The sequence below is a fragment of the Bradyrhizobium sp. SOJA106 genome (assembly GCF_059448745.1).
This window is the reverse complement of record NZ_CM182549.1, coordinates 5,612,928-5,632,075: the sequence shown is the minus strand read 5'-3', so window position 1 is coordinate 5,632,075 and position 19,148 is coordinate 5,612,928. Positions and strand designations below refer to the sequence as shown.

Sequence of the window (19,148 nt, the reverse complement as noted above, 5' to 3'; positions counted from 1 at the left end):
GGCGTCTCGAAGGATGCGCCGCAGTGTCCGAGCGTCTACTCCGCCACCTCCAGCGCATGCACCGAAAACATCTTGGCTGCATCCGTCCAGCTCTCGCGCACCCGCCAGCCGGCGCCCTGCGCCAGCGCGGCGAAGCGCTCGATGCTGTATTTATAACTGTTCTCCGTGTGGATGCTCTCGCCCGGGCGGAACGAGAAACTGGTGCCGAGCAGGCGCACGGTCTGGCTCTTCTTGCTGATCAGATGCATCTCGATGCGGTGCCGCTCGCGATTGTAGAGCGCGCGGTGGGTGAATGCGGAGAGGTCGAAATTGCCACCGAGCTCGCGGTTGATGCGCACGAGAACATTGAGGTTGAAGCGCGCGGTGACGCCGGCAGCGTCATTATAGGCGTCGAAGAGCACGCGCTCGTCCTTCTCGAGGTCGGCACCGATGATCATCTGCGCGCCCTTGCCGAGGATCTGGCGGGCGCTCTTCAGGAAGCCCTGCGCATCATGAGGCTCGAAATTGCCGATGGTCGAGCCGGGGAAGAAGCCGACCTTGGGCATCGTCGCGACCGCCTTCGGCAGCTCGAATGGCGTGGTGAAGTCGGCTGCGACCGGATAGATGCCGAGCGCCGGAAAATCCCGCTTCAGGCCGTTGGCCTGCGCCTTGAGGAAGTCGCCCGAGATGTCGACGGGCACATAGGCAGCGAACTTGCAATGATTGAGCAGCAGGCGGACCTTCGTGGTCGCGCCGGCGCCGAACTCGACCAGCGCGGCATGCTCCGGAATGATTTTTGCGATCTCGCTGCCGCGCTCCTTCAGGATCGATAGCTCCGTGCGGGTCGGGTAATATTCCGGCAGCTTGGTGATCGCCTCGAACAGCTCCGAGCCGGTCGCATCGTAGAAATACTTCGGCGACAGTTTTTTCGGCTGCTGCGAGAGGTCCTCGATGGCCTCGCGGGCGAAAGCGGTGGTCTGCTCGTCGGGCAAATGGGCTTCGGCCAAAGCGCTGGCGTGCACATTCATGATACTCTCCTGAACGCGCTGTCCGGCGCGCATTGTCGTCGGATAAGAACTAGACGTAATCGGCGAGCCGCAGCCCCGTGAACTGCCAGCGGTGGTGCGGATAGAAGAAGTTGCGATAGGTGATACGGCTGTGGCCCTCGGGAGTTGCAAGCGAGGAGCCGCGCAGCACCAGCTGGTTGACCATGAACTTGCCGTTGTATTCCCCGAGCGCGCCTTCGATGGCGCGGTAGCCCGGGTAGGGCGAGTACGAAGATCGCGTCCATTGCCAGACGATGCCGAACGCATCGTTGAGCTGGCCCGTGCGCGCCGCGACCTCCCATTCCATCTCGGTCGGCAGGTGCTTGCCGGCCCAGCGCGCGTAGGCATCGGCTTCGTAATAGCTGACGTGGCAGACCGGCGCGTCGGGATCGACCGGCTTGAGGCCGGCGAGGGTCATCACCTGCCATCCGCCATCCACCTCGCGCCAATGGCCAGGCGCCTGCCAGTCTTCCTTGCTGGCCGCCGCAAAGCCATCCATCAGCCACAGCGTTGCGGTCCGGTAGCCGCCCTCGCGCATGAAGGTGAGCCATTCGGCATTGGTGACGAGATTGCGGGCGATCCTCACCGGACCGATGAGCGCGCGGTGCGCCGGCTTCTCATTGTCGAAATGGAAGCTGTCGTCGACATGGCCGACGGTGTGGATGCCCTCGTTGAGCGTCAGCCAGTCGTCGCCGGTGCGTGTCGCAGGCGGAAAGCGCCAGTCCGGATCATAGGCCGGGTAGACCGGGTTCTGCGCGAAGGCGTGGAGGATATCGGTGAACATCAATTCCTGATGCTGCTGCTCGTGGTTGAGCCCGACCTCGACCAGTGGCGCGACGGAGCGAAGCTTGTCCTCATCGGCCTCGCGGAAGAATTTGACGACCGCCGCATCGACATGGCGGCGGTAGGCGCCGACCTCGTCCGCGCTGGGACGGGTGATGTCGCCGCGATGATTGCGGGCATGACGTGGGCCGGCGCTGACGTAATAGGAATTGAACAGGAACGCGAAGTCAGGGTGGAAGGGCCTGTAGCCAGGGACATGCTCGCCGAGCAGAAATTGCTCCCAGAACCAGGTGGTGTGGGCCCGATGCCATTTCGCCGGGCTCGCATCCGGCATGGATTGGATCTGCTGGTCCTCGGGCGATAGCGGCCCGGCCCGGCGCTCGGTTTCCTTGCGGACGGCCGCGAACGCGTCCTGGAGCCGCTGGGCGAGGTTGCCGGGGGCGGAGGACGGTGACGAAAGCGGGGTAGTGGCCGTAGCGGAGGCTGTTTTCGTCACGTTTTTCTCCAGACAGAACAAGAGAACGTTGTTGGCGTTGGCCGGTTCCAAAACCGAGGTTCGTCCTAGATGGGGCCTCCGTTACGGGATAAAAGTCCTCCTCGCCGTTAATATTAGTGTCATCAGCCCATCGGCCGGGAGCCGGTTCGGCCGGCCGTCGCCGCCATTTTACTTTGGATGCACAACGGTTTGGGCTACATATATAGCCAAGGATCGGGTTAGATCGGCTGAGCCGGCCCGAGGGAATCGTTGAGGGCTCCGCCCCAGAAGGACACGGATATGAGCATCGAGGAATTCATCGCCAACGAAGTGAAGTCGAACGACGTGGTTCTGTTCATGAAAGGCACGCCGCAATTTCCGCAGTGCGGTTTCTCCGGCCAGGTCGTCCAGATCCTCGACCACATCGGCGTCGGCTATAAGGGCCTCAACGTTCTCGAATCCGCCGAGCTGCGCAACGGCATCAAGGAATATTCGAACTGGCCGACCATCCCGCAGCTCTATGTGAAGGGCGAGTTCATCGGCGGCTGCGACATCGTCCGCGAGATGTTCCAGGCCGGCGAATTGCAGCAGCTCTTCACCGAGAAGGGCGTCGCCGTCGCGGCCTGAGGTGTGACCGCGCTGACGCGCCGGATTGGCGGCGCGGAGCTTGAGGTCATCGTCGCTGACATCACCACGCTTGGCGTTGACGCGATCGTCAACGCCGCAAATTCTTCGCTCCTTGGCGGCGGCGGCGTCGATGGTGCGATCCATCGGGCCGCCGGGCCTGAGCTTCTTGCCGAGTGCAGGACGCTCGGCGGATGCCCGACCGGCGATGCCAAGATCACCAAAGGCTACCGGCTCAAGGCTGCGCATGTGATCCACACCGTCGGGCCGGTCTGGAACGGCGGCACAATCGGCGAGGACGACCTGCTCGCCTCCTGCTATCGCCGTTCGATCGAGCTGTGCGGCGAGCACGAGCTGACTTCGGTGGCATTCCCCGCGATCTCGACCGGTGTTTATCGCTTCCCGGCCGACCGGGCCGCGAAGATCGCGGTCCATGCCACCATAGAAGCACTTCCGGCTGCGCCGGCGGTCACCCGCGTCATATTCTGTTGTTTCTCCGAGGCAAGCGCCGCCCTCCACGCCGACGTTCTGGCGCGCTACGGCAGCCCTTGTGCCTGATGGCGCGGCCGGTACACTCCGGCTGGTCGGGTTCCGGGGAGGGGATATGATTTCAAATTCTGGACTGCGTGCGCTGGTTTGCAGCGCGCTGGTGTCGCTGAGTGCGATGTCGTTCGCGCGCGCCGAGGGCACCTACGAGATTCCGGCCGGCGCGCATTTCAACCAGGAGAAGCTCGGCAGGATCAGCGAGTTCTTCAAGAACGAGGTTGCGGCCGGCAAGATCGCCGGTGCAACCGTGCTGATCAAACAGCACGGCAAGCCGGTCTATCGCGAGGCCTTCGGCGTGCAGGACGTCGTCAGCAAGGCGCCGATCACCGACAAGACGATCTTCCGCCTGTTCTCGATGACCAAGGCGATCACCTCAGTGGTCGCGATGCAGCTGGTCGAGGACGGCAAGATCAACCTTGACGACCCCGTCTCGAAATACATTCCGTCCTTTGCCAATGTGAAGGTCGGCGTCGAGAAAAAGGCCGAGGACGGCACCAGGTCGCTCGAGCTGGTGCCGCCGCACCGCCCGATGACGGTGAAGGATCTGATGACGCATACTTCCGGCGTCACCTACGGCTTCTACGGCGACAGCCTGGTGCGCAAGGCCTATCGCGACGCCAAGATCTATGACGGCGATTTCGACCTTGCCGAGTTCGCCGAGCGCATCGCCAAGCTGCCGCTGCACAATCAGCCGGGCGCGCTCTGGCAATACGGCCACTCTACCGACGTTCTGGCGCGCGTGATGGAAGTCGCGGCCGGCAAGCCGCTGATCGACATCATGCGGGAGAAGCTGCTCGATCCGCTCGGCATGGTCGATACAGGCTTTTTCGTCACCGCTCCCGAGAAGCAGAAGCTGCTGGCGCAGCCGGTGCCGAACGACAGTGATTTCCGCGTCGGCCGCATCAACGATCCGACCGCCGTCAAAAAGATCCAGTTCGCCAGCGGCGGCATGGTCACGACCATGGCCGACTATGAGCGCTTCGCGCAGATGCTGCTCAACGGCGGCAGTCTCGATGGCAAGACCATCCTCAAGCCGGAGACGTTCAAGCTGATGGTGACCGACCAGATCGGCCCGAAATCGGGCGTTGATCGCGACTATTTCTATTTCCCCGGCGACGGCTTTGGCTTCGGCCTCGGCCTTGCCGTCCGCACCGATCCCGGCAACGCAAAGCCGCCGCCGCCCGGCGATCTCGGGGAATTGAAGTGGGACGGCGCCTCCGGCTGCTACTTCGTGATCGACCCCAAGCAGGACATGTTCTTCGTCCTGCTCGAGCAGACCCCCACCGAGCGCCAGCGCGTGCAGCGGACATTGAAGCAGTTGGTCTATGAAGCCATGGAGAATTGACACGTTCGGGCGCCGCACGCTGATTGCGGCGCTCGTCCTTTTGTCTTGTGCAGTCGGTGCGCAGGCGGGCTCGGTGGGGCGCGTCGCGCACAATCTCTCGCCCGAAGGTTTGGCAAAGGTCTCCGACTACATCCGGAGCGAGATCGCCGCGGGGACGTTTCCGGGCGCGATCCTGCTGCTCCAGCAGCACGGCAAGCCGGTCTATTACGAGAATTTCGGCGTCCGCGACGTTGCGACCGAGCTGTCGATGAGCGCGGACACGATCTTCCGCCTCTACTCGATGTCGAAGCCGATCACATCAGTCGTGGCGATGATGCTGGTCGAGGAGGGCAAGCTCTCGCTCGACGATCCCGTCGCCAAATATATTCCGGCCTTTGGCAAGATGAAGGTCGGCGTCGAGACGAAGGCCGAGGACGGCAAGGTTTCGCTGGTGATGGAGCCGGTGAATCGTCCGGTCACGATCAAAGATCTGATGCGCCACACCTCCGGGCTGCCTTACGGCTATGTCGGCGGCGGCATGGTGCGCGAGCTCTATGCCGAGGCCAATCTCTTCAACAGCAATCTCAGCAATGCCGAGTTTGCCGCGAAGATCGCCACGCTGCCGCTGGTCGAGCAGCCCGGCACGATGTGGGATTACGGCTATTCCACCGACGTGCTCGGCCGCGTCATTGAGGTGGTGTCAGGGAAGACGCTGCTCCAGTTCGAGAAGGAGCGGCTGCTCGATCCGCTCGGCATGAGCGAAACCGCGTTCTTCGTCGCCGATCCCAAAAAGTTCGCGCGCATTGCCGAGCCGATGCCGGCGGATCGCAACATCAATCCGACGACGCAGGTTCGCGATATCCGGCTGCCGCTGAAATGGGAGTCGGGCGGCGGCGGCATGGTCGGCACGATCGGTGACTACGCCCGTTTCGCGCAGATGCTGCTGAACGGCGGCACGTATGAAGGCCGGCGCTATCTCAAGCCCGAGACCATTGCGCTGATGGCGTCAGACCACATCGGCCCCGAGACCAGGATCGGGCGCGACCAGAACTATTATCCGGGCGGGACGAGCGGCTTCGGCCTCGGCTTCGCGGTGCGCACCTCGGTGCCATCAGGCACCTCATGGCCGCTCGGCGAATATCGCTGGGACGGGGTCGGCGGCACGTTTTTCTTCATCGATCCCGAGGACGATCTGTTCGGGATCTTCATGGTGCAGACGCCGTCGCAGCGCGGCCGGATCCAGCTCGCACTGAAGACGCTGATCTATCAGGCGATGGGGCGGTAGATTCTTGCTTCGACGCGTTTTCTTGACGCGAACCGGTAGCTTGAAAACGCTTTGGCTACGCCGCGCGCACGATCTCGCGGACGTGCCCGACGGTCTCCTCGACCTGGCTCGCATTGACGTCGAGATGGGTGCAGGCGCGGATACGGCCGTCCATCATCGCGAGCGCGACGCCGCGCTGGCGCAGCGCCGCCACCATCTTGTCGCCGGGAATGCCCGCGCCGTCAGGCTTGAAGAACACGAGATTGGTCTCGGGCTCCTGCACCTCGATGCCTGCGATCTGCGACAGACCGCGGGCGAGCGTGCGCGCATTGGCGTGATCGTCGGCAAGGCGCTCAACGTGATGATCGAGCGCATAGATGCAGGCCGCCGCGCAGATTCCGGCCTGCCGCATGGAGCCGCCGAGGCGCTGCTTCCACTGCCAGACCGCATCGATGAAGGCGCGCGTGCCCGCGAGCACACCGCCGATCGGCGCGCCTAAGCCCTTTGAGAAGTCGATCCAGGCCGAATCCCAGCCCGCGGTCATGTCGCGCGGGGAGATGCCGCTCGCGACCGTGGCGTTGAGCAGGCGCGCGCCGTCCATGTGGGTGATGAGGCCGTGCTGCTTCGCGATCGCGACGATCTCGTCGAGTGCGGCCTTCTTCCAGATCGTGCCGCCGCCGATATTGGCGGTCTGCTCGACGCTGACCACGGTCTGCGGCGGCTGGTAGCGTGTGCGCGGGTGCAACGCCTTGCGAAAGGTCTCCGGCGTGAACTGGCCGTCGGGGCCCTTGAGCTGCGTCACCTGAAAACCGCCGATCGCGGCATGCGCGCCGCCTTCGCGGGCGATGATGTGCGCGGTCTCATGCGCCAAGATCTCGTCGCCAGGACGGCAATGCACCAGCGTCGCGGTGACGTTGCACATCGTGCCGGAGGGCATGTAGACGGCCGCTTCCTTGCCGAGAAGATCCGCAACGCGCTCGCACAGCGCGTTCACGGTCGGATCGTCGCCGACCTGCTCGTCACCGACCTCTGCCCGCGCCATCGCCTCGCGCATCGCAGCCGTCGGCCTGGTCTGCGTATCCGAGAGCAGATTGATGCGCACCGGCGGCGCCTTGGGATCGATGGGGGGAGGGGTATAGAGCATGCGACGCCTCCTGAAGGCATGAAGGCCACTCAAGTGTGGCTCTTAAGCAAAAAGGCCCCGGCGAACCGGGGCCTTTCGATATTCAGATCTTAGCGCGAATAGAATTCGACGACCAGATGCGGCTCCATCTGTACCGGGAACGGCACGTCGGAGAGGCCGGGGATGCGCACGTACTTGGCGGTCATCTTGCCGTGGTCGACTTCGAGATAGTCGGGGACCTCGCGCTCGGGCAGCTGGCTGGCTTCGAGCACGTGGGCGAGCTGCTTGGAGGCTTCCTTGACCTCGATCACGTCGCCGACCTTGAGCTGATAGCTCGAGATGTTGACCTTGCGGCCGTTCACCTTGATGTGGCCGTGGTTGATGAACTGGCGGGCGGCGAAGATCGTGGAGACGAATTTGGCACGGTACACGACCGCGTCGAGACGACGCTCCAGGAGGCCGATCAGGTTCTCGCCGGTGTCACCCTTGAGGCGGCTCGCCTCGACATAGATGCCGTGGAACTGACGCTCGCTGATGTTGGCGTAATAGCCCTTCAGCTTCTGCTTGGCGCGCAGCTGCACGCCGAAGTCGGAGAGCTTGCCCTTGCGGCGCTGGCCGTGCTGGCCGGGGCCGTACTCGCGGCGGTTCACGGGGCTCTTCGGGCGGCCCCAGATGTTCTGGCCCATACGGCGATCGATCTTGTACTTCGCCTCACTGCGCTTAGTCATCGCGTCCTCTTCGGTTGCATGGTTTGAGGAAACGCGCCCTCCTGTGTGACGGGATGATCCCGGCACCGACAGGTCTGATCCCCAAAGCTGGAGGGAACGGACCACGGGTCGCGAAACGCTTCGCGGGCCGAAATCGGCCCGCGAGCAGGCGGCTTTTAGGGGAAGGTGGGGTTTGTTGTCAATTGTTTAGCCCTGTCGTTCCGGGGTGCTAGCCCGTCATTCCGGGGCGCCCGCAGGGCGAACCCGTAATCTCGAGGTTCCGGGTTCGGCTCTGCGAGCCGCCCCGGAACGACGGTACTTAGGTCCCGACCGCCCGAATCGGCTTTGGCCCCGCCGCCCGTAATTCGGTTGCGATTTCAGTGTTTAGGACCTGTTCCAGCCGGGTCAGGACCCGGGCGATGGGCGCCGCGTCGGTCACCCGGTGGTCCCAGCGGATCACGACATGGATGGTCTGTTCGCCCTCGACCACCCCGTAGCTGAGAATGAAAGGACCGGGCGTGACCGGGTGCAACTCGCCGCCACCATAGGCGGCCACTGAGCTCACGGCGAAGCTACCGAACCAATTGCCGCGCTGCCGGCCGAAATTGAGTCCCACCGCCCAGCACAGCCGCCGCAACGGCAGTGGCAGGCGGGTGGCGCGCATGACCTTGCGGAACATGGGAACGTCGTCGACCGGGGCCGACTTGGCGCGCCGGATCTCGGCATCGACCGCCGCCAGCGTCATGGCCTCAGGGGCCGCGATCCGCTGCGGCATCACGCATTCCTCGCCGTCCTCGACTCGGGCGATCGCCACGGACGCGACACTCTGGGGGAGCTCATAGAGCGTCGGCCAAGGCCATTTGGCGTAGACAGTGCGCAGGACCGGCTCGTCTCTGGCGACGAGGGCGAAGGCCTTTACGAATATCGCCGCCCAGCCGGCGGGCGCCATCGCCCCCGCGCGGGCCTCCAGAAGGGGACGGATATTGAGCGAACGGGAGAGCGAGACGAACGGCACGTCCATCGAGGCGTGCATGAGGTCGCAAATCAGGCGGCGCGGCAGCGAAATGGTCTTGGGCGTCCCGCGCATCGGCTCTTTTGGTTCCCGTGGATGAAAATTTGGGCAGCGAGCGGGATCACGCTCGCCGCTCCACCACGCTCTAGCACGAACCAACCCGCTTGGGGCGCGGTCGGTTCGCCGCATCAGGGCGCCGGCGAGGCCAGCGGCTTGGTCTTGTCGACGACGTAAACTCCAAGCACTTTCATGGCCTTATCGCCATGAGCTTTGGCGTCGTGCACGACCCCTGCCGGGATCTGATAGGAGTCGCCGGCCTTCAGGGTTTTCTCGGGCTGACCGTCGATGAGGAGATTGAGCTCGCCTTCCAGCACATAGCCGGTTTCGACCCCGGGATGAGTGTGGCGTCCGGCCGAGCCGCCAGCGGGGACTTCCGCGATCGCGGTGACGGTGGCGTAGCCGTCTGGGAATTCGACTTTCTGGAGCGGGGTGCGCTTGATGCCGGGCTGCTGGGCGAAGGCCGCAAAGGCAAGGCCTGCGAAGGACAAAGCGAGCAAAGTCTTTTTGAGCATGGTTGTTTTTCCTCCTGGGAGTCGCCGACCCTAGCAGCGCGGGAGTTCCCGGCAAGGTGGTAATCGGCTGCTCAGCGCCTGATGCCGTTGAAGGCTGTCATGATGCCGCGCTGGAACAGCGACCAGTCGAAGCCGAGCGCGATCGCGCGGTAGCCGCGGTCGATCAGCTCGTTGGCCTGGTCGGCGGTGCGGGCGACGCCGCCGATCGGCACGCCGCTTCTGAGAATGCCGGCCTCGGCCCGGGCGACCAGCTCCAGCAATTCCGGATCATCCATCCGGCCGCGCTTGTTGATGGAGGTCGCGAGATCGCCGGGGCCAATCACGGCGACGTCGATGCCGGGCGTCGCCATGATCTCGTCGATGCGGTTGACTGCATCGATATGCTCGATAGTGACCATGCAGATCATCTCGTCGTCGGCAGAGGCCATGTATTCGGGCATCGACTGGCCCCAGCGGAACGGGGCGTGGAACGGACCCCACAGCCGATCGCCGCGCGGTGGATAGCGCACGCTGCGCACGGCCTTCTCGGCCTCGTCGCGATTGGTGATCATCGGGAAGTTGATGCCGAAAGCGCCGACGTCCATCGGCGCTTTCGCAAGCCACGGCTCGTTCGCTGCGATCCGCACCAGGGGCATGCACGGCGTGCCGGTGGTCGCCGCGATCATCGCATGCGCTTCGGTGAGGCCGATCGGACCGTGCTCGAGATCGACGATGATCCAGTCGAGCGAGCGCGCCATGATCTGCACCAATTGCACGCTCGGGATGGTCGCGATCGCGCCAAAGGCGGGACGGCCCTCGCTCCACAATTGGCGGAGGCGATTGAGCGGCTTTGCGGGGACCGGCATGGGATGACCTGCGCAGGGATGACGACGGCAAAGCCTAGCAGCGCGCCGTGTTTCCGAAAAGTCAGACCACCGCGCGGCCGCCGAAGAACGGCGTCAAGGTGGCGGAAAGGCCATGCACACGGTTCGAGGTGAAGAACATCTCGGCACCCGACTGCGCGATGCCGCTGACGCTCGCGCCGAGCAGATCCGAGACGCGGCGGGCGATCGCCGGCGCGGGATCGATCCACTCCACCGGCCACGGCGCGAGCTTCTTCAGCCGGTCGAGCAGCAGGGGGTAATGCGTGCAGGCGAGCACCACCGTGTCGGTGCGCGAGGTCGCATCCGCGGCATCGCCGACGAAGCAGGGCACGAGTTCGGCGAGGATATCGGCGTCGCTGATCGGATGGCCGCCGAGCTCGCGTTCGGCAAGCGAGGCGAGCTCGGGCGAGCCGACCAGCGTCACCTCGCATCCTTGCGCGAAATCGCGGATTAGGGCCTTGGTGTATTCGCGCTTCACCGTGCCCTTGGTGCCGAGCACCGAGACGCGGCGGGTCTTGGACTGCGCGCAGGCCGGCTTGATTGCCGGCACCGTGCCGACGAAGGGCAGGGAATAGGCGGCGCGCAAGTGCGACAGGACCAGGGTGGACGCCGTGTTGCAGGCGATGACGACGAGGTCAGGATCATGGGTGCCGATCAGCTCTCCCATCAGCGGCACGACACGGGCGATGATCTCGTCCTCGCTGTGGTGGCCGTAGGGGAAGAAGGCATCGTCGGCGACGTAGACGTAATGCGCGTCCGGGCGCGCGGCCACGACCTCGCGGAGCACCGTGAGCCCGCCAAGGCCGGAATCGAACACCAGGATGGTTGGAGGATTGGTCACAGCTTTACCCTAGCCCCTCATGGTTACCATTCGGTTTTTAGGGCGATTTTGCGGCGTCGGGCTGGTCGGAAGTTGGAATGCTCAATTTTCGCTTTATCCGATATTCCTCATCGGGTTGGCCGAGGCGTCCGCTTGCAGGTTGACAGCCCCCTCCAAGCCGCGGAACAAAACGGCGTCTCGCCGGAAGGCGATCTCGCAGGGAAAGCAACATGCTTACAGTCCACCATCTCGGTAAATCGCAATCCGAACGCATTGTCTGGCTCTGCGAGGAGCTCGAAATTTCTTATGAGATGAAGCGCTACACGCGCGATGCCACGACTATGCTGGCCCCGGCCGAGTACAAGGCGCTGCATCCGGCCGGCACGGCGCCGGTCATCACCGACGGCGAGCTGGTGCTTGCGGAATCGGGCGCCGTCGTCGACTACATCGTTGCGAAATACGGCAACGGCCGGCTTGTGCTCGGTCCCAATGATCCCGCCTTCGCGCAATTTCTGTATTGGCTTCATTTCGCCAACGGCACCTTGCAGCCCGGCATGGGGCGGATGATGATCCTAAGCCGGCTCGATCTCGCCAGGGACAACCCCACCCTGCTCGCCATGAAGGGACGCCTCGACCGCGCCTACGATCTTCTCGACGCACGGCTTCGCGAGTCCGAATATCTCGCGGGCAGCGCCTTCACCACGGCCGACATTATGACCGTGTTCTCGCTTACCACGATGCGCTACTTCCAGCCTTACGATCTGGCGCGCTGTCCGAACGTGGTCAAATATCTCGACCGCATCGGTGCACGTCCGGCCTACCGGCGCGCAATGGAGAAGGGCGATCCGGGCATGGCGCTGCTCCTTAGCTGAGCAGCGATCACGCGATCCTGTTGGTGGTGGCCGCCCGCGCGCTGGCCAGCTGCTGCTGCAAGCGGTCGATGTTCTGCAACAGGCGCTGGCTGGTCAGCACCAGGAAATAGTAGCCGAACTGCGGGTCCTGGAAATAGATCTCGAGCAGGCGGTCATAGGTGATCGTCAGCACCTGTCCGTCCTCGATGCATTCGATCGTTCCGGTGCGCCGGTTGTCCGGCGTGAGGAAGCCGAGCTCACCCATCAGCGCACCCGGCAAAATCTCGACATTGATCTCCTTGACCAGGAATTTGCCGGTCACGGTGAGGAGCATCTCCTTGGCGGGATCGCCCAGCTTGAACAGCGTGTCGCCGCGGCGATATTTGCGCTCGGTCATGAATGGCTTCAGCCATTCGATCGACATGTCGCCTTCGGCCGCATGCCGGGCCTTCTTGACCAGCTTGAGCATCTGCCGCAGGCGCAGGGCGTTGATCGGAAGCAAGAGCAGATAGAGCAGGAAGGTCGACACGTTGGCGGAGAGCGCGCCGAAAACGGCAAAGAACGCGCAGCCGATCATGTTGGCCACACGCAAGGGCACCATCGTCCGCATCAAGAGCGTGGCGACGAAGAAGCCGGCGCCGACCGCGGCGAACAGATTGGCGAGCGTGATGTTGTGGACGAAGATCTCCAGCAGGCGGTTGAAGATCGCGTCGTAGGTGACGTTGTTGGGGTCGAGGCCCATCTGGACCAGGATCTTCGCGATCCTGAGATTGTCCGTCGCCGCGTCGAGGATGCGGTCGAGGATCGACGAAACGTCTGCGCTGCCGGACGGCATGGTACTAACCCCGCGTAAGGCCTTCAGTCCCGGTCGGTATTCGCGGCAGCTATAGCCGAAATCGAATGACGACCGGTTGAAATGAAGCCTTCGGTCGCCCTGCCGCAAGAGGCAAATTTTAGCCTGATCGAGCGTTTCGGCAATTGCCCGTTGGTTGGGCGTATGGCTTTGACGCGCTCGTGATTCGGATCCCGGTGGGGCCGGCGTGCACGCCGAGGCGGGCGCCAGGCGATGTTGGCGTTAAGGCTTGGCGGCGGGCTGCACGACCTGCTGCTCGACCAGGGCAAGGTGACCCGGCAGCGCGCCGGCGCGCAGCAGCATGGCGACGCTGCTCGCTTCCTCCAGCGTGAAATTGCCGGAGATCTGGCCCGAGCCGCCGGTGATGGGCTCGCGGATCACGGGGGCGGAGATCACCTTGCCGTCAAGCACGATAGCGAACGGCTTTCCGACGTTCTCTTCGGTGACGTGTGCGAAGCGGCGCGTGCCGCGGCCGTTGAAGCGGAACGAGGCGATCGGGTCCTTCGTGCCGCTCGCAAATCCCGGGCCGGCATAGCTGATGTCGTCGCCGTCGATCGCGCTATCCTTGGCAACCAGATAGGGACGCTTGTCCTTGAAACCGAGCAGGACTTCCGCGCCCGCAGGCGGCGTGCCCGATTGTGCCTGCTCTGCCGACATCGAGAGGTCGACCATGCGGAAGCTGACCTTGACCTTCGTCGCGAAGATCGCGGTCACGCGCTCCGGTTCCATCAGTCCCGGGATGAAGATGCGGATGCGGTCAGTCCCGTCGGGCTGGACGTTCGCGAGGTTGATGTCGGCGTCCTTGAGGCGCTGCTCGATCATTGCGATGGAATCCTCGACGAACTCGCGCAGCCGTGCGGCGGAGGCGGCATCGGTCGGCGCGAGCCTGACCAGCCCGTCGCCGCCGTCTGTCACGGCGAGCGCATGCGACGGTAATCCTTCCGCGGCTGCGGCGAGCTTGCGCCTCAGCTCTTCGCGGCCCTTGGCATCGGCAATCTTCACCTCGACGGCGCCATCGCGGATCGCGAGGCCGGAGAACGCGATCTTGCCCTCGCGCAGGATCTTGTAGAGGTCATCGCGCAAGTCCGCGACCACGCTCTCGCGCAGGCCGTCGGTGTCGACCTTGTAGACGATGCGCGAGCCGCCCAGCTTCTGCATCTTGTCGCCGACGAAGGCGGCGATCCTGGCGCGCATCTTGTCGAACTGGCTGTCCTCGGCGAGCGCGGCGCGGGGCAGGGCGATCGCCGATGCCGTGATCATCGACGTCGCGGCGAGCGCGGCGAGCAGCCGTGTGATGCGGCCCCGCGGGGGCGTGGTCATGATCACCTCAAGTCTTGCGGCAGGACGCTGACAGGCGAAGCCCAATGCTTGTTCTTGGTCCCCCGATCCGCTGCGGAGGTTCAAACGCCTCGAACCCGAGTGCCACGACCGTAGCCGTTAAGCCATGGACGAACGCCAAATCATCCATCATTCTGTCCACGCTCGACCGGCCATCGGTCGAGGCTCCGCCTGAACCAAATGTCAAAAGACAGCGGGCGGGGACATGCATCTGAGGGAGGACGGAATTCCATGGCGGGCATCCACGCGCTCGATCGGTTCATCGGCGACGACTACCCCGACTTTTCAACGGACGCGGAGGTTCGGGCTTTCGAGCAGGTCCCCTATGCCGATCGCGTCGCCGCGGCGAGCACCTATGACGCCGTCAGGCTCGGCGCGGCGCTCAATCCGGACGGTGCGGCGATCCAGTTCCTGCAAAATGCCGATCCGGCCGATACGCCGGTGGTGGTCACCTATCGCGATCTGATCGCACGCGTGACCCAGGCGGCGAACATGTTTCACACGCTTGGCGTGGGAAAAGACGAAGTCATCAGCTTCATGCTGCCGCTGGTGCCCGATGCCTTCGTGACCCTGCTCGGCGCGGAGGCGGCCGGCATCGCCAATCCCGTCAATCCGCTGCTCGAGCCGCATCAGATCGCGGAAATCCTGGAGGCTGCGAACACCAAGATCCTGGTGGCGCTCGGGCCGGTGCCGGGCACCGATATCTGGCAGAAGGTGGAGCAGATCCGCCCGCAGCTAAAGCATCTCAACGCGATCGTGCAGGTGTTCGGCGGCGGCGATCCCGACAACGGCATCTTTGCTTTCAACGATCTGATCAAGCAGCAGCCCTCCGATCGGCTTGTCAGCGGGCGCAAGATTCTGGGCAGCGACATCGCCGCCTATTTCCACACCGGCGGCACCACCGGCACGCCAAAACTGGTGCGGCACACCCACGCCAACCAGGTCTATCAGGCCTGGGCGCTCAACCTTATGCTGAAGGCCAGGCCCGGCGCCAATCTGCTGTTCGGCATGCCGCTGTTTCACGTCGGCGGATCGCTGACGCAGGTGCTGCTGACGCTGTCGAGCGGCGGGTCGCTCGTCGTGCTGTCGCCGAGCGGCTGGCGCAATCCGAACTCGGTGAAGAACATCTGGCGACTGGTCGAGCGCTATAGGCCCGAGGCGCTGTCGAGCGTGCCGACGGTGCTCGCGGCAGCGCTCGGGGTGCCGCCCGGCAATGCCGATATCTCAAGCCTGAAATATGCCGCCGGTGGCGGCTCGGCGATCCCCGTCGCGGTGGGCTCGGCGATCCAGGACAAGCTCAAGCTTCCTGTGATCGAGGTCTACGGCATGACCGAGACCTCGAGCGTGCATACGCTGGCCTATCCCTCACGGCCGATCCGGCTCGGCTCCGTCGGCCTTCCCATGCCTTATGCACGCGTTCGCATCGTGCAGTTAGATGCCGATGGCCGCCTGATCCGGGACTGCAAGCCCGACGAGATCGGCGTCGTCATCATGGCCGGGCCCGGCGTGTTCGGCGGCTATCTCAACGACGAGCACAACAAGGGCGCCTTCGTCGACGAGGTCTGGGTCAATTCCGGCGATCTCGGGCGCCTCGATGCCGACGGCTATCTCTGGATCACCGGCCGCGCCAAGGATCTCGTGATCCGCGGCGGCCACAACATCGATCCGGCGCCGATCGAGGAAATCATGTTCCGCCATCCCGCGGTCGGCTTCGCCGCGGTGGTCGGACAGCCCGATGCCTATGCCGGCGAGCTGCCTGTCGGCTACGTGCAATTGAAGCCGGGCGCGAGCGTCGAGCCGGGCGAGCTGGAAGCGTGGGTGCGCGAGCGCACGCCGGAGCGCGCCGCCGTTCCGGTGCAGGTCATCCCGATCGATCCGATGCCGGTCACCGGTGTCGGCAAGGTGTTCAAGCCGCAACTGCGCTGGGACGCCGCCCAGCGCGTGTTCACCAAGGTGCTGACGCCCATCACCGAACGCGGCATCGACTGCAAGGTGAAGGTCGGCCCACACGGCAGCCACGGCTCGATCGCGACCGTGACGCTTGCGGGCCTGCCGGCCGACCAGCGCGAAATCGTCGCCGGCGAGGTGCACGCGCTGCTCGCGCCGTTCGTGATGAGGCACGAGGTGGTGCATGCCTAGGTGAAGGTTTGCTGCGAGGTTGGCTCGATCTAGCTAAGGGCTAGTGAAATTAGGTTCGGCGGACTGTCCGGGGGCCCCTAGCGGGAGAGGTGAACCGAGTCCTGAACGCGCCTCGATTCAACCAAAACTCATCGCGCTCTTACCCCGCCGGCATCCGGGTCTCGACCAGACGCGCCCAGAACGACGCGCCGTGGCCCAAAATGTTGTCATTGAAGACATAGGCCGGGTGGTGGCACTCGTTGCCGTCGCCCATGCCGACCAGCACCATCGCGCCGGGACGCGCTTCGAGCATAAAGGAGAAGTCCTCGGCGCCCATCATCGGAACGAACTTGTCGTGGACGCGCTCGGCGCCGACGATGTCGCGGGCGACGTCGGCGGCAAGGCCGGCCTCGCGCGCATGATTCATCGTCACCGGATACATCCGCGTGTATTGCGTCTCGGCCGAGCCGCCATAGGCGCGGGCGACGCTGTCGGCGATCTCACCGATGCGGCGCTCGACGAGATCACGGACTTCAGGATCGAGTGTGCGCACGGTGCCGGCGAGTTCGGCGACCTCCGGGATGATGTTGAAGGCGGTGCCGGCGTGGAACTGGGTGATCGAGATGACGGCCGATTTGAGCGGATCGATGTTGCGCGCGACGATCGATTGCAGCGCGCCCACGATCTGCGCGCCGATCAGCACGCTGTCGACCGCCTTGTGCGGACCGGCGCCGGCGTGGCCGCCCTTGCCGTGAACCGTGATCTGGATGTTGTCGGAGGAGGCGAGCATCGCGCCCGCGGTCGTGGCGAAATGGCCTTCGGGCAGGCCGGGCATGTTGTGCATGCCGTAGACCTCCTCGATGTTCCAGCGCGTCATCATGCCGTCCTCGACCATGGCCTTGCCGCCGCCGCCGCCTTCCTCGGCGGGCTGGAAGATCAGAACCGCGGTGCCATCGAAATTGCGCGTCTCGGTCAGATATTTGGCCGCGCCGAGCAGCATCGCGGTGTGGCCGTCATGGCCGCAGGCATGCATCTTGCCGGGGACTTTTGAGGCGTAAGGCACGCCCGACGTCTCCATGATCGGCAGCGCATCCATGTCGGCGCGCAGGCCAATGGTTCTGCCGGAGGCGGATTTGCGGCCGCGGATCACGCCGACCACGCCGGTGCGGCCGATGCCCGTCACCACCTCGTCGCAGCCGAACTCACGCAGCTTGTCGGCGACGATGCCGGCGGTGCGGTGGACTTCGTAGAGCAACTCGGGATTCTCGTGGAAGTCATGGCGCCAGGCGGCCATGTCGTCGGTGAGGGCGGCAACGCGGTTAAGGATGGGCATGGGGTGGGAATCCGTTTCTGTGGTCTTCTTGGCGCCCGGATGAGCGAAGCGGCTTTTTACGCCCTGATTTGGCAGAGGGGGAGGGCGAAACCGATGGCGGGACGAGGTTTGGCGGGGATGAGCGGGGCCGGCGGGCCGATCGCCCATCCCGGGGAGACGCGCGAAAATTAACTGTCAATCACGGATCATTGACTGACAGATATTGAAATCTGTCAGCGAGACGTGTATATCCGTTCGCGGACGCTCCGATTGGGCGTTCCCGTGGTCATCCCGTCCCGGGGGCCCGAGGTCCGAAACACTGGCGGATCGAGGGGCGTAGTTGGGATGGGGACCGTGGACGGAATGGAGACTTAAGAAAATGACGACCGAAATCCTCAATTTCACCGGCGCGATTGGGCATTGGCTCAATTTGCTGGTGGCGCGCCAGATCGCGGCGCAGGCTGCAAAACTGCCTCATTAAGGCGAGAGCTTTCCGAAACGACCGGCACGGGCGCTTCGGAAGCAGCCCTATCGCCGGTGAACCCTGAACGGGAACAAGGTGCTGGCATGAATGAAGCCGTTGTCTTGACGCCGGAGCGGATCCTCGAAGTCACCGAGGACGTTCTGCGGCGCTACGGACTTGCCAAGGCCACCGTGGTCGACGTTGCCCGTGCGCTCGATGTGAGCCACGGCAGCGTCTATCGCCATTTCCCCAGCAAGGCCTCGCTCCGCGAGGCAGTCGCCAAACGCTGGCTCGACCGCATCGACGCGCCGCTCCTGGCGATCGCCAGGGAGCAGGGCCCTGCGCCCGACCGGCTCGATCGCTGGCTGCGCACGCTGTTCGCGGCCAAGCGTTCGCGTGTGCTCGACGACCCCGAGATGTTCGAGACCTATCTGACGCTGGCGCGCGAGGCCTGCGCAGCCGTGAAGTGCCACAAAGATGCGATGGTCGACCAGATCGCTGCGATCCTGTCCGACGGCGTCAAGCAGGGCGAGTTCGCCGTGGACGACGTCAAGACCACGGCACGCGCGCTGTTCGATGCGACCTGCCGCTTCCATCATCCGGCCCATGCCGACGAGTGGAAAGACGCCGAGCTGCCCGCTCGCGTCGATGCGACGCTCGCGCTATTGCTGCGCGGGCTGAAGGCACGATAGATCGCCGCGCCTCCTTACCGCGTGCCGATCAGCCCCTTGCCTTCTGAAGAAGCCCGCCATTATGAGTGGCCGGCGAGGCCGTCGGGCGCCTCCGCGCATGAAGGGTCGGGCCCGGCGAGGGCACGACTGGCGGACTTTCCGGATATGCATTGACCGCGATTTCGACGCTGTCCTTTGACCGCTTGCGGAGCCGGTAGAAGGTCAGCTCCTGATCGAGCATGGGACAGCGGAAGTGGACGACTGCGGTGTCCGGCAATCGGCATAGCTCGTCGATAAGCTCGCCGACGGTGATGATGGGGGGATGGGCGACCGGGTTGTGATGACCCTTGCTCATGACATTCTACTCCTTCACTCTGCTACCAATCGGAACCGGATGGTGTCCG

19 protein-coding genes are annotated in these 19,148 nt (G+C 64.4%); 7 read left to right on the top strand and 12 right to left on the bottom strand.

Going from position 1 to position 19,148, the window contains the following annotated elements; genetic code table 11:
* Positions 1-35: 35 nt before the first annotated feature.
* Together egtD and egtB are read right to left on the bottom strand one after the other, a co-directional pair.
* Entirely contained in the window at positions 36-1,007 is a 972-nt protein-coding gene (gene egtD, locus AC5V87_RS26555; RefSeq protein WP_495368178.1) for an L-histidine N(alpha)-methyltransferase, read from the bottom strand.
* 49 nt (positions 1,008-1,056) lie between these two features.
* The gene (gene egtB, locus AC5V87_RS26550) at positions 1,057-2,355 is read right to left on the bottom strand and encodes an ergothioneine biosynthesis protein EgtB (protein WP_495368177.1); all 1,299 of its coding nucleotides are present in this window, start codon (positions 2,353-2,355) and stop codon (positions 1,057-1,059) included.
* Between the two features lie 228 nt (positions 2,356-2,583).
* On the opposite strand from egtB, the gene grxD reads away from it, so the two are divergent.
* From grxD to AC5V87_RS26530, 4 genes are read left to right on the top strand one after another with little or no spacing between them, the layout of a single operon-like run.
* On the top strand, positions 2,584-2,910 hold the full coding sequence (gene grxD / locus AC5V87_RS26545; protein ID WP_027560233.1) for a Grx4 family monothiol glutaredoxin: 327 nt from the start codon (positions 2,584-2,586) through the stop codon (positions 2,908-2,910).
* A gap of 3 nt (positions 2,911-2,913) precedes the next feature.
* A complete protein-coding gene (locus AC5V87_RS26540; RefSeq protein WP_456837643.1) occupies positions 2,914-3,465 on the top strand; it encodes an O-acetyl-ADP-ribose deacetylase in 552 nt (183 codons plus the stop codon).
* Positions 3,466-3,511: 46 nt separating this feature from the next.
* On the top strand, positions 3,512-4,798 hold the full coding sequence (locus AC5V87_RS26535; protein ID WP_495368176.1) for a serine hydrolase domain-containing protein: 1,287 nt from the start codon (positions 3,512-3,514) through the stop codon (positions 4,796-4,798).
* Positions 4,779-6,062: a serine hydrolase domain-containing protein gene (locus tag AC5V87_RS26530; RefSeq protein ID WP_495368175.1), complete on the top strand. Its 1,284-nt coding sequence runs from the start codon at positions 4,779-4,781 to the stop codon at positions 6,060-6,062. Before AC5V87_RS26535 ends, AC5V87_RS26530 begins: the two co-directional genes overlap by 20 nt.
* A 55-nt stretch (positions 6,063-6,117) precedes the next feature.
* Here AC5V87_RS26530 and AC5V87_RS26525 read toward each other — a convergent pair whose 3' ends face one another.
* The 6 genes from AC5V87_RS26525 to murI all read right to left on the bottom strand — a co-directional run bounded on the left by AC5V87_RS26525 (position 6,118) and on the right by murI (position 11,159).
* Positions 6,118-7,185: a threonine aldolase family protein gene (locus tag AC5V87_RS26525; RefSeq protein ID WP_495368174.1), complete on the bottom strand. Its 1,068-nt coding sequence runs from the start codon at positions 7,183-7,185 to the stop codon at positions 6,118-6,120.
* An 89-nt stretch (positions 7,186-7,274) separates the two neighbouring features.
* Positions 7,275-7,892, bottom strand: a complete 618-nt coding sequence (gene rpsD, locus AC5V87_RS26520; RefSeq protein WP_495368173.1) for a 30S ribosomal protein S4 — start codon at positions 7,890-7,892, stop codon at positions 7,275-7,277.
* Between the two features lie 298 nt (positions 7,893-8,190).
* A complete protein-coding gene (locus AC5V87_RS26515) occupies positions 8,191-8,958 on the bottom strand; it encodes an acyltransferase (RefSeq protein WP_495368172.1) in 768 nt (255 codons plus the stop codon).
* 113 nt (positions 8,959-9,071) lie between these two features.
* Positions 9,072-9,455: a cupin domain-containing protein gene (locus tag AC5V87_RS26510; RefSeq protein WP_456837649.1), complete on the bottom strand. Its 384-nt coding sequence runs from the start codon at positions 9,453-9,455 to the stop codon at positions 9,072-9,074.
* A gap of 71 nt (positions 9,456-9,526) precedes the next feature.
* Positions 9,527-10,300, bottom strand: coding sequence for an HpcH/HpaI aldolase family protein (locus tag AC5V87_RS26505; protein WP_456837650.1), 774 nt, complete (start codon positions 10,298-10,300; stop codon positions 9,527-9,529).
* Between the two features lie 61 nt (positions 10,301-10,361).
* Positions 10,362-11,159, bottom strand: a complete 798-nt coding sequence (gene murI, locus AC5V87_RS26500; protein ID WP_456837651.1) for a glutamate racemase — start codon at positions 11,157-11,159, stop codon at positions 10,362-10,364.
* Between the two features lie 209 nt (positions 11,160-11,368).
* Here murI and AC5V87_RS26495 point away from each other — a divergent pair, with 209 nt between their 5' ends.
* On the top strand, positions 11,369-12,010 hold the full coding sequence (locus AC5V87_RS26495) for a glutathione S-transferase family protein (RefSeq protein WP_495368171.1): 642 nt from the start codon (positions 11,369-11,371) through the stop codon (positions 12,008-12,010).
* Positions 12,011-12,017: 7 nt separating this feature from the next.
* On the opposite strand, the gene AC5V87_RS26490 is transcribed toward AC5V87_RS26495, so the two are convergent.
* Positions 12,018-12,824: a Crp/Fnr family transcriptional regulator gene (locus tag AC5V87_RS26490; RefSeq protein ID WP_456837653.1), complete on the bottom strand. Its 807-nt coding sequence runs from the start codon at positions 12,822-12,824 to the stop codon at positions 12,018-12,020.
* Between the two features lie 240 nt (positions 12,825-13,064).
* On the bottom strand, positions 13,065-14,162 hold the full coding sequence (locus AC5V87_RS26485; protein WP_495368170.1) for a SecDF P1 head subdomain-containing protein: 1,098 nt from the start codon (positions 14,160-14,162) through the stop codon (positions 13,065-13,067).
* 249 nt (positions 14,163-14,411) lie between these two features.
* On the opposite strand from AC5V87_RS26485, the gene AC5V87_RS26480 reads away from it, so the two are divergent.
* On the top strand, positions 14,412-16,319 hold the full coding sequence (locus AC5V87_RS26480) for an acyl-CoA synthetase (RefSeq protein ID WP_495368169.1): 1,908 nt from the start codon (positions 14,412-14,414) through the stop codon (positions 16,317-16,319).
* 139 nt (positions 16,320-16,458) lie between these two features.
* Here AC5V87_RS26480 and AC5V87_RS26475 read toward each other — a convergent pair whose 3' ends face one another.
* Positions 16,459-17,631: a M20 aminoacylase family protein gene (locus AC5V87_RS26475; RefSeq protein WP_495368168.1), complete on the bottom strand. Its 1,173-nt coding sequence runs from the start codon at positions 17,629-17,631 to the stop codon at positions 16,459-16,461.
* 546 nt (positions 17,632-18,177) lie between these two features.
* Here AC5V87_RS26475 and AC5V87_RS26470 point away from each other — a divergent pair.
* Entirely contained in the window at positions 18,178-18,765 is a 588-nt protein-coding gene (locus tag AC5V87_RS26470) for a TetR/AcrR family transcriptional regulator (protein ID WP_456837657.1), read from the top strand.
* 28 nt (positions 18,766-18,793) lie between these two features.
* Here the strand turns inward: AC5V87_RS26470 and AC5V87_RS26465 are convergent, their stop codons facing one another.
* Positions 18,794-19,099, bottom strand: coding sequence for a hypothetical protein (locus AC5V87_RS26465; RefSeq protein WP_456837658.1), 306 nt, complete (start codon positions 19,097-19,099; stop codon positions 18,794-18,796).
* Positions 19,100-19,148 lie beyond the last annotated feature (49 nt).

Bases quoted from the DNA above. Each gene is read 5' to 3' on its own strand.
- AC5V87_RS26485 (WP_495368170.1), bottom strand. From the start codon at position 14,162: ATGACCACGCCCCCGCGGGGCCGCATCACACGGCTGCTCGCCGCGCTC.
- egtD (WP_495368178.1), bottom strand. From the start codon at position 1,007: ATGAATGTGCACGCCAGCGCTTTGGCCGAAGCCCATTTGCCCGACGAG.
- AC5V87_RS26470 (WP_456837657.1), top strand. From the start codon at position 18,178: ATGAATGAAGCCGTTGTCTTGACGCCGGAGCGGATCCTCGAAGTCACC.
- AC5V87_RS26495 (WP_495368171.1), top strand. From the start codon at position 11,369: ATGCTTACAGTCCACCATCTCGGTAAATCGCAATCCGAACGCATTGTC.
- AC5V87_RS26490 (WP_456837653.1), bottom strand. From the start codon at position 12,824: ATGCCGTCCGGCAGCGCAGACGTTTCGTCGATCCTCGACCGCATCCTC.
- AC5V87_RS26505 (WP_456837650.1), bottom strand. From the start codon at position 10,300: ATGCCGGTCCCCGCAAAGCCGCTCAATCGCCTCCGCCAATTGTGGAGC.
- grxD (WP_027560233.1), top strand. From the start codon at position 2,584: ATGAGCATCGAGGAATTCATCGCCAACGAAGTGAAGTCGAACGACGTG.
- AC5V87_RS26525 (WP_495368174.1), bottom strand. From the start codon at position 7,185: ATGCTCTATACCCCTCCCCCCATCGATCCCAAGGCGCCGCCGGTGCGC.
- AC5V87_RS26510 (WP_456837649.1), bottom strand. From the start codon at position 9,455: ATGCTCAAAAAGACTTTGCTCGCTTTGTCCTTCGCAGGCCTTGCCTTT.
- AC5V87_RS26475 (WP_495368168.1), bottom strand. From the start codon at position 17,631: ATGCCCATCCTTAACCGCGTTGCCGCCCTCACCGACGACATGGCCGCC.
- AC5V87_RS26480 (WP_495368169.1), top strand. From the start codon at position 14,412: ATGGCGGGCATCCACGCGCTCGATCGGTTCATCGGCGACGACTACCCC.
- AC5V87_RS26465 (WP_456837658.1), bottom strand. From the start codon at position 19,099: ATGAGCAAGGGTCATCACAACCCGGTCGCCCATCCCCCCATCATCACC.
- AC5V87_RS26530 (WP_495368175.1), top strand. From the start codon at position 4,779: ATGAAGCCATGGAGAATTGACACGTTCGGGCGCCGCACGCTGATTGCG.
- AC5V87_RS26535 (WP_495368176.1), top strand. From the start codon at position 3,512: ATGATTTCAAATTCTGGACTGCGTGCGCTGGTTTGCAGCGCGCTGGTG.
- AC5V87_RS26515 (WP_495368172.1), bottom strand. From the start codon at position 8,958: ATGCGCGGGACGCCCAAGACCATTTCGCTGCCGCGCCGCCTGATTTGC.
- rpsD (WP_495368173.1), bottom strand. From the start codon at position 7,892: ATGACTAAGCGCAGTGAGGCGAAGTACAAGATCGATCGCCGTATGGGC.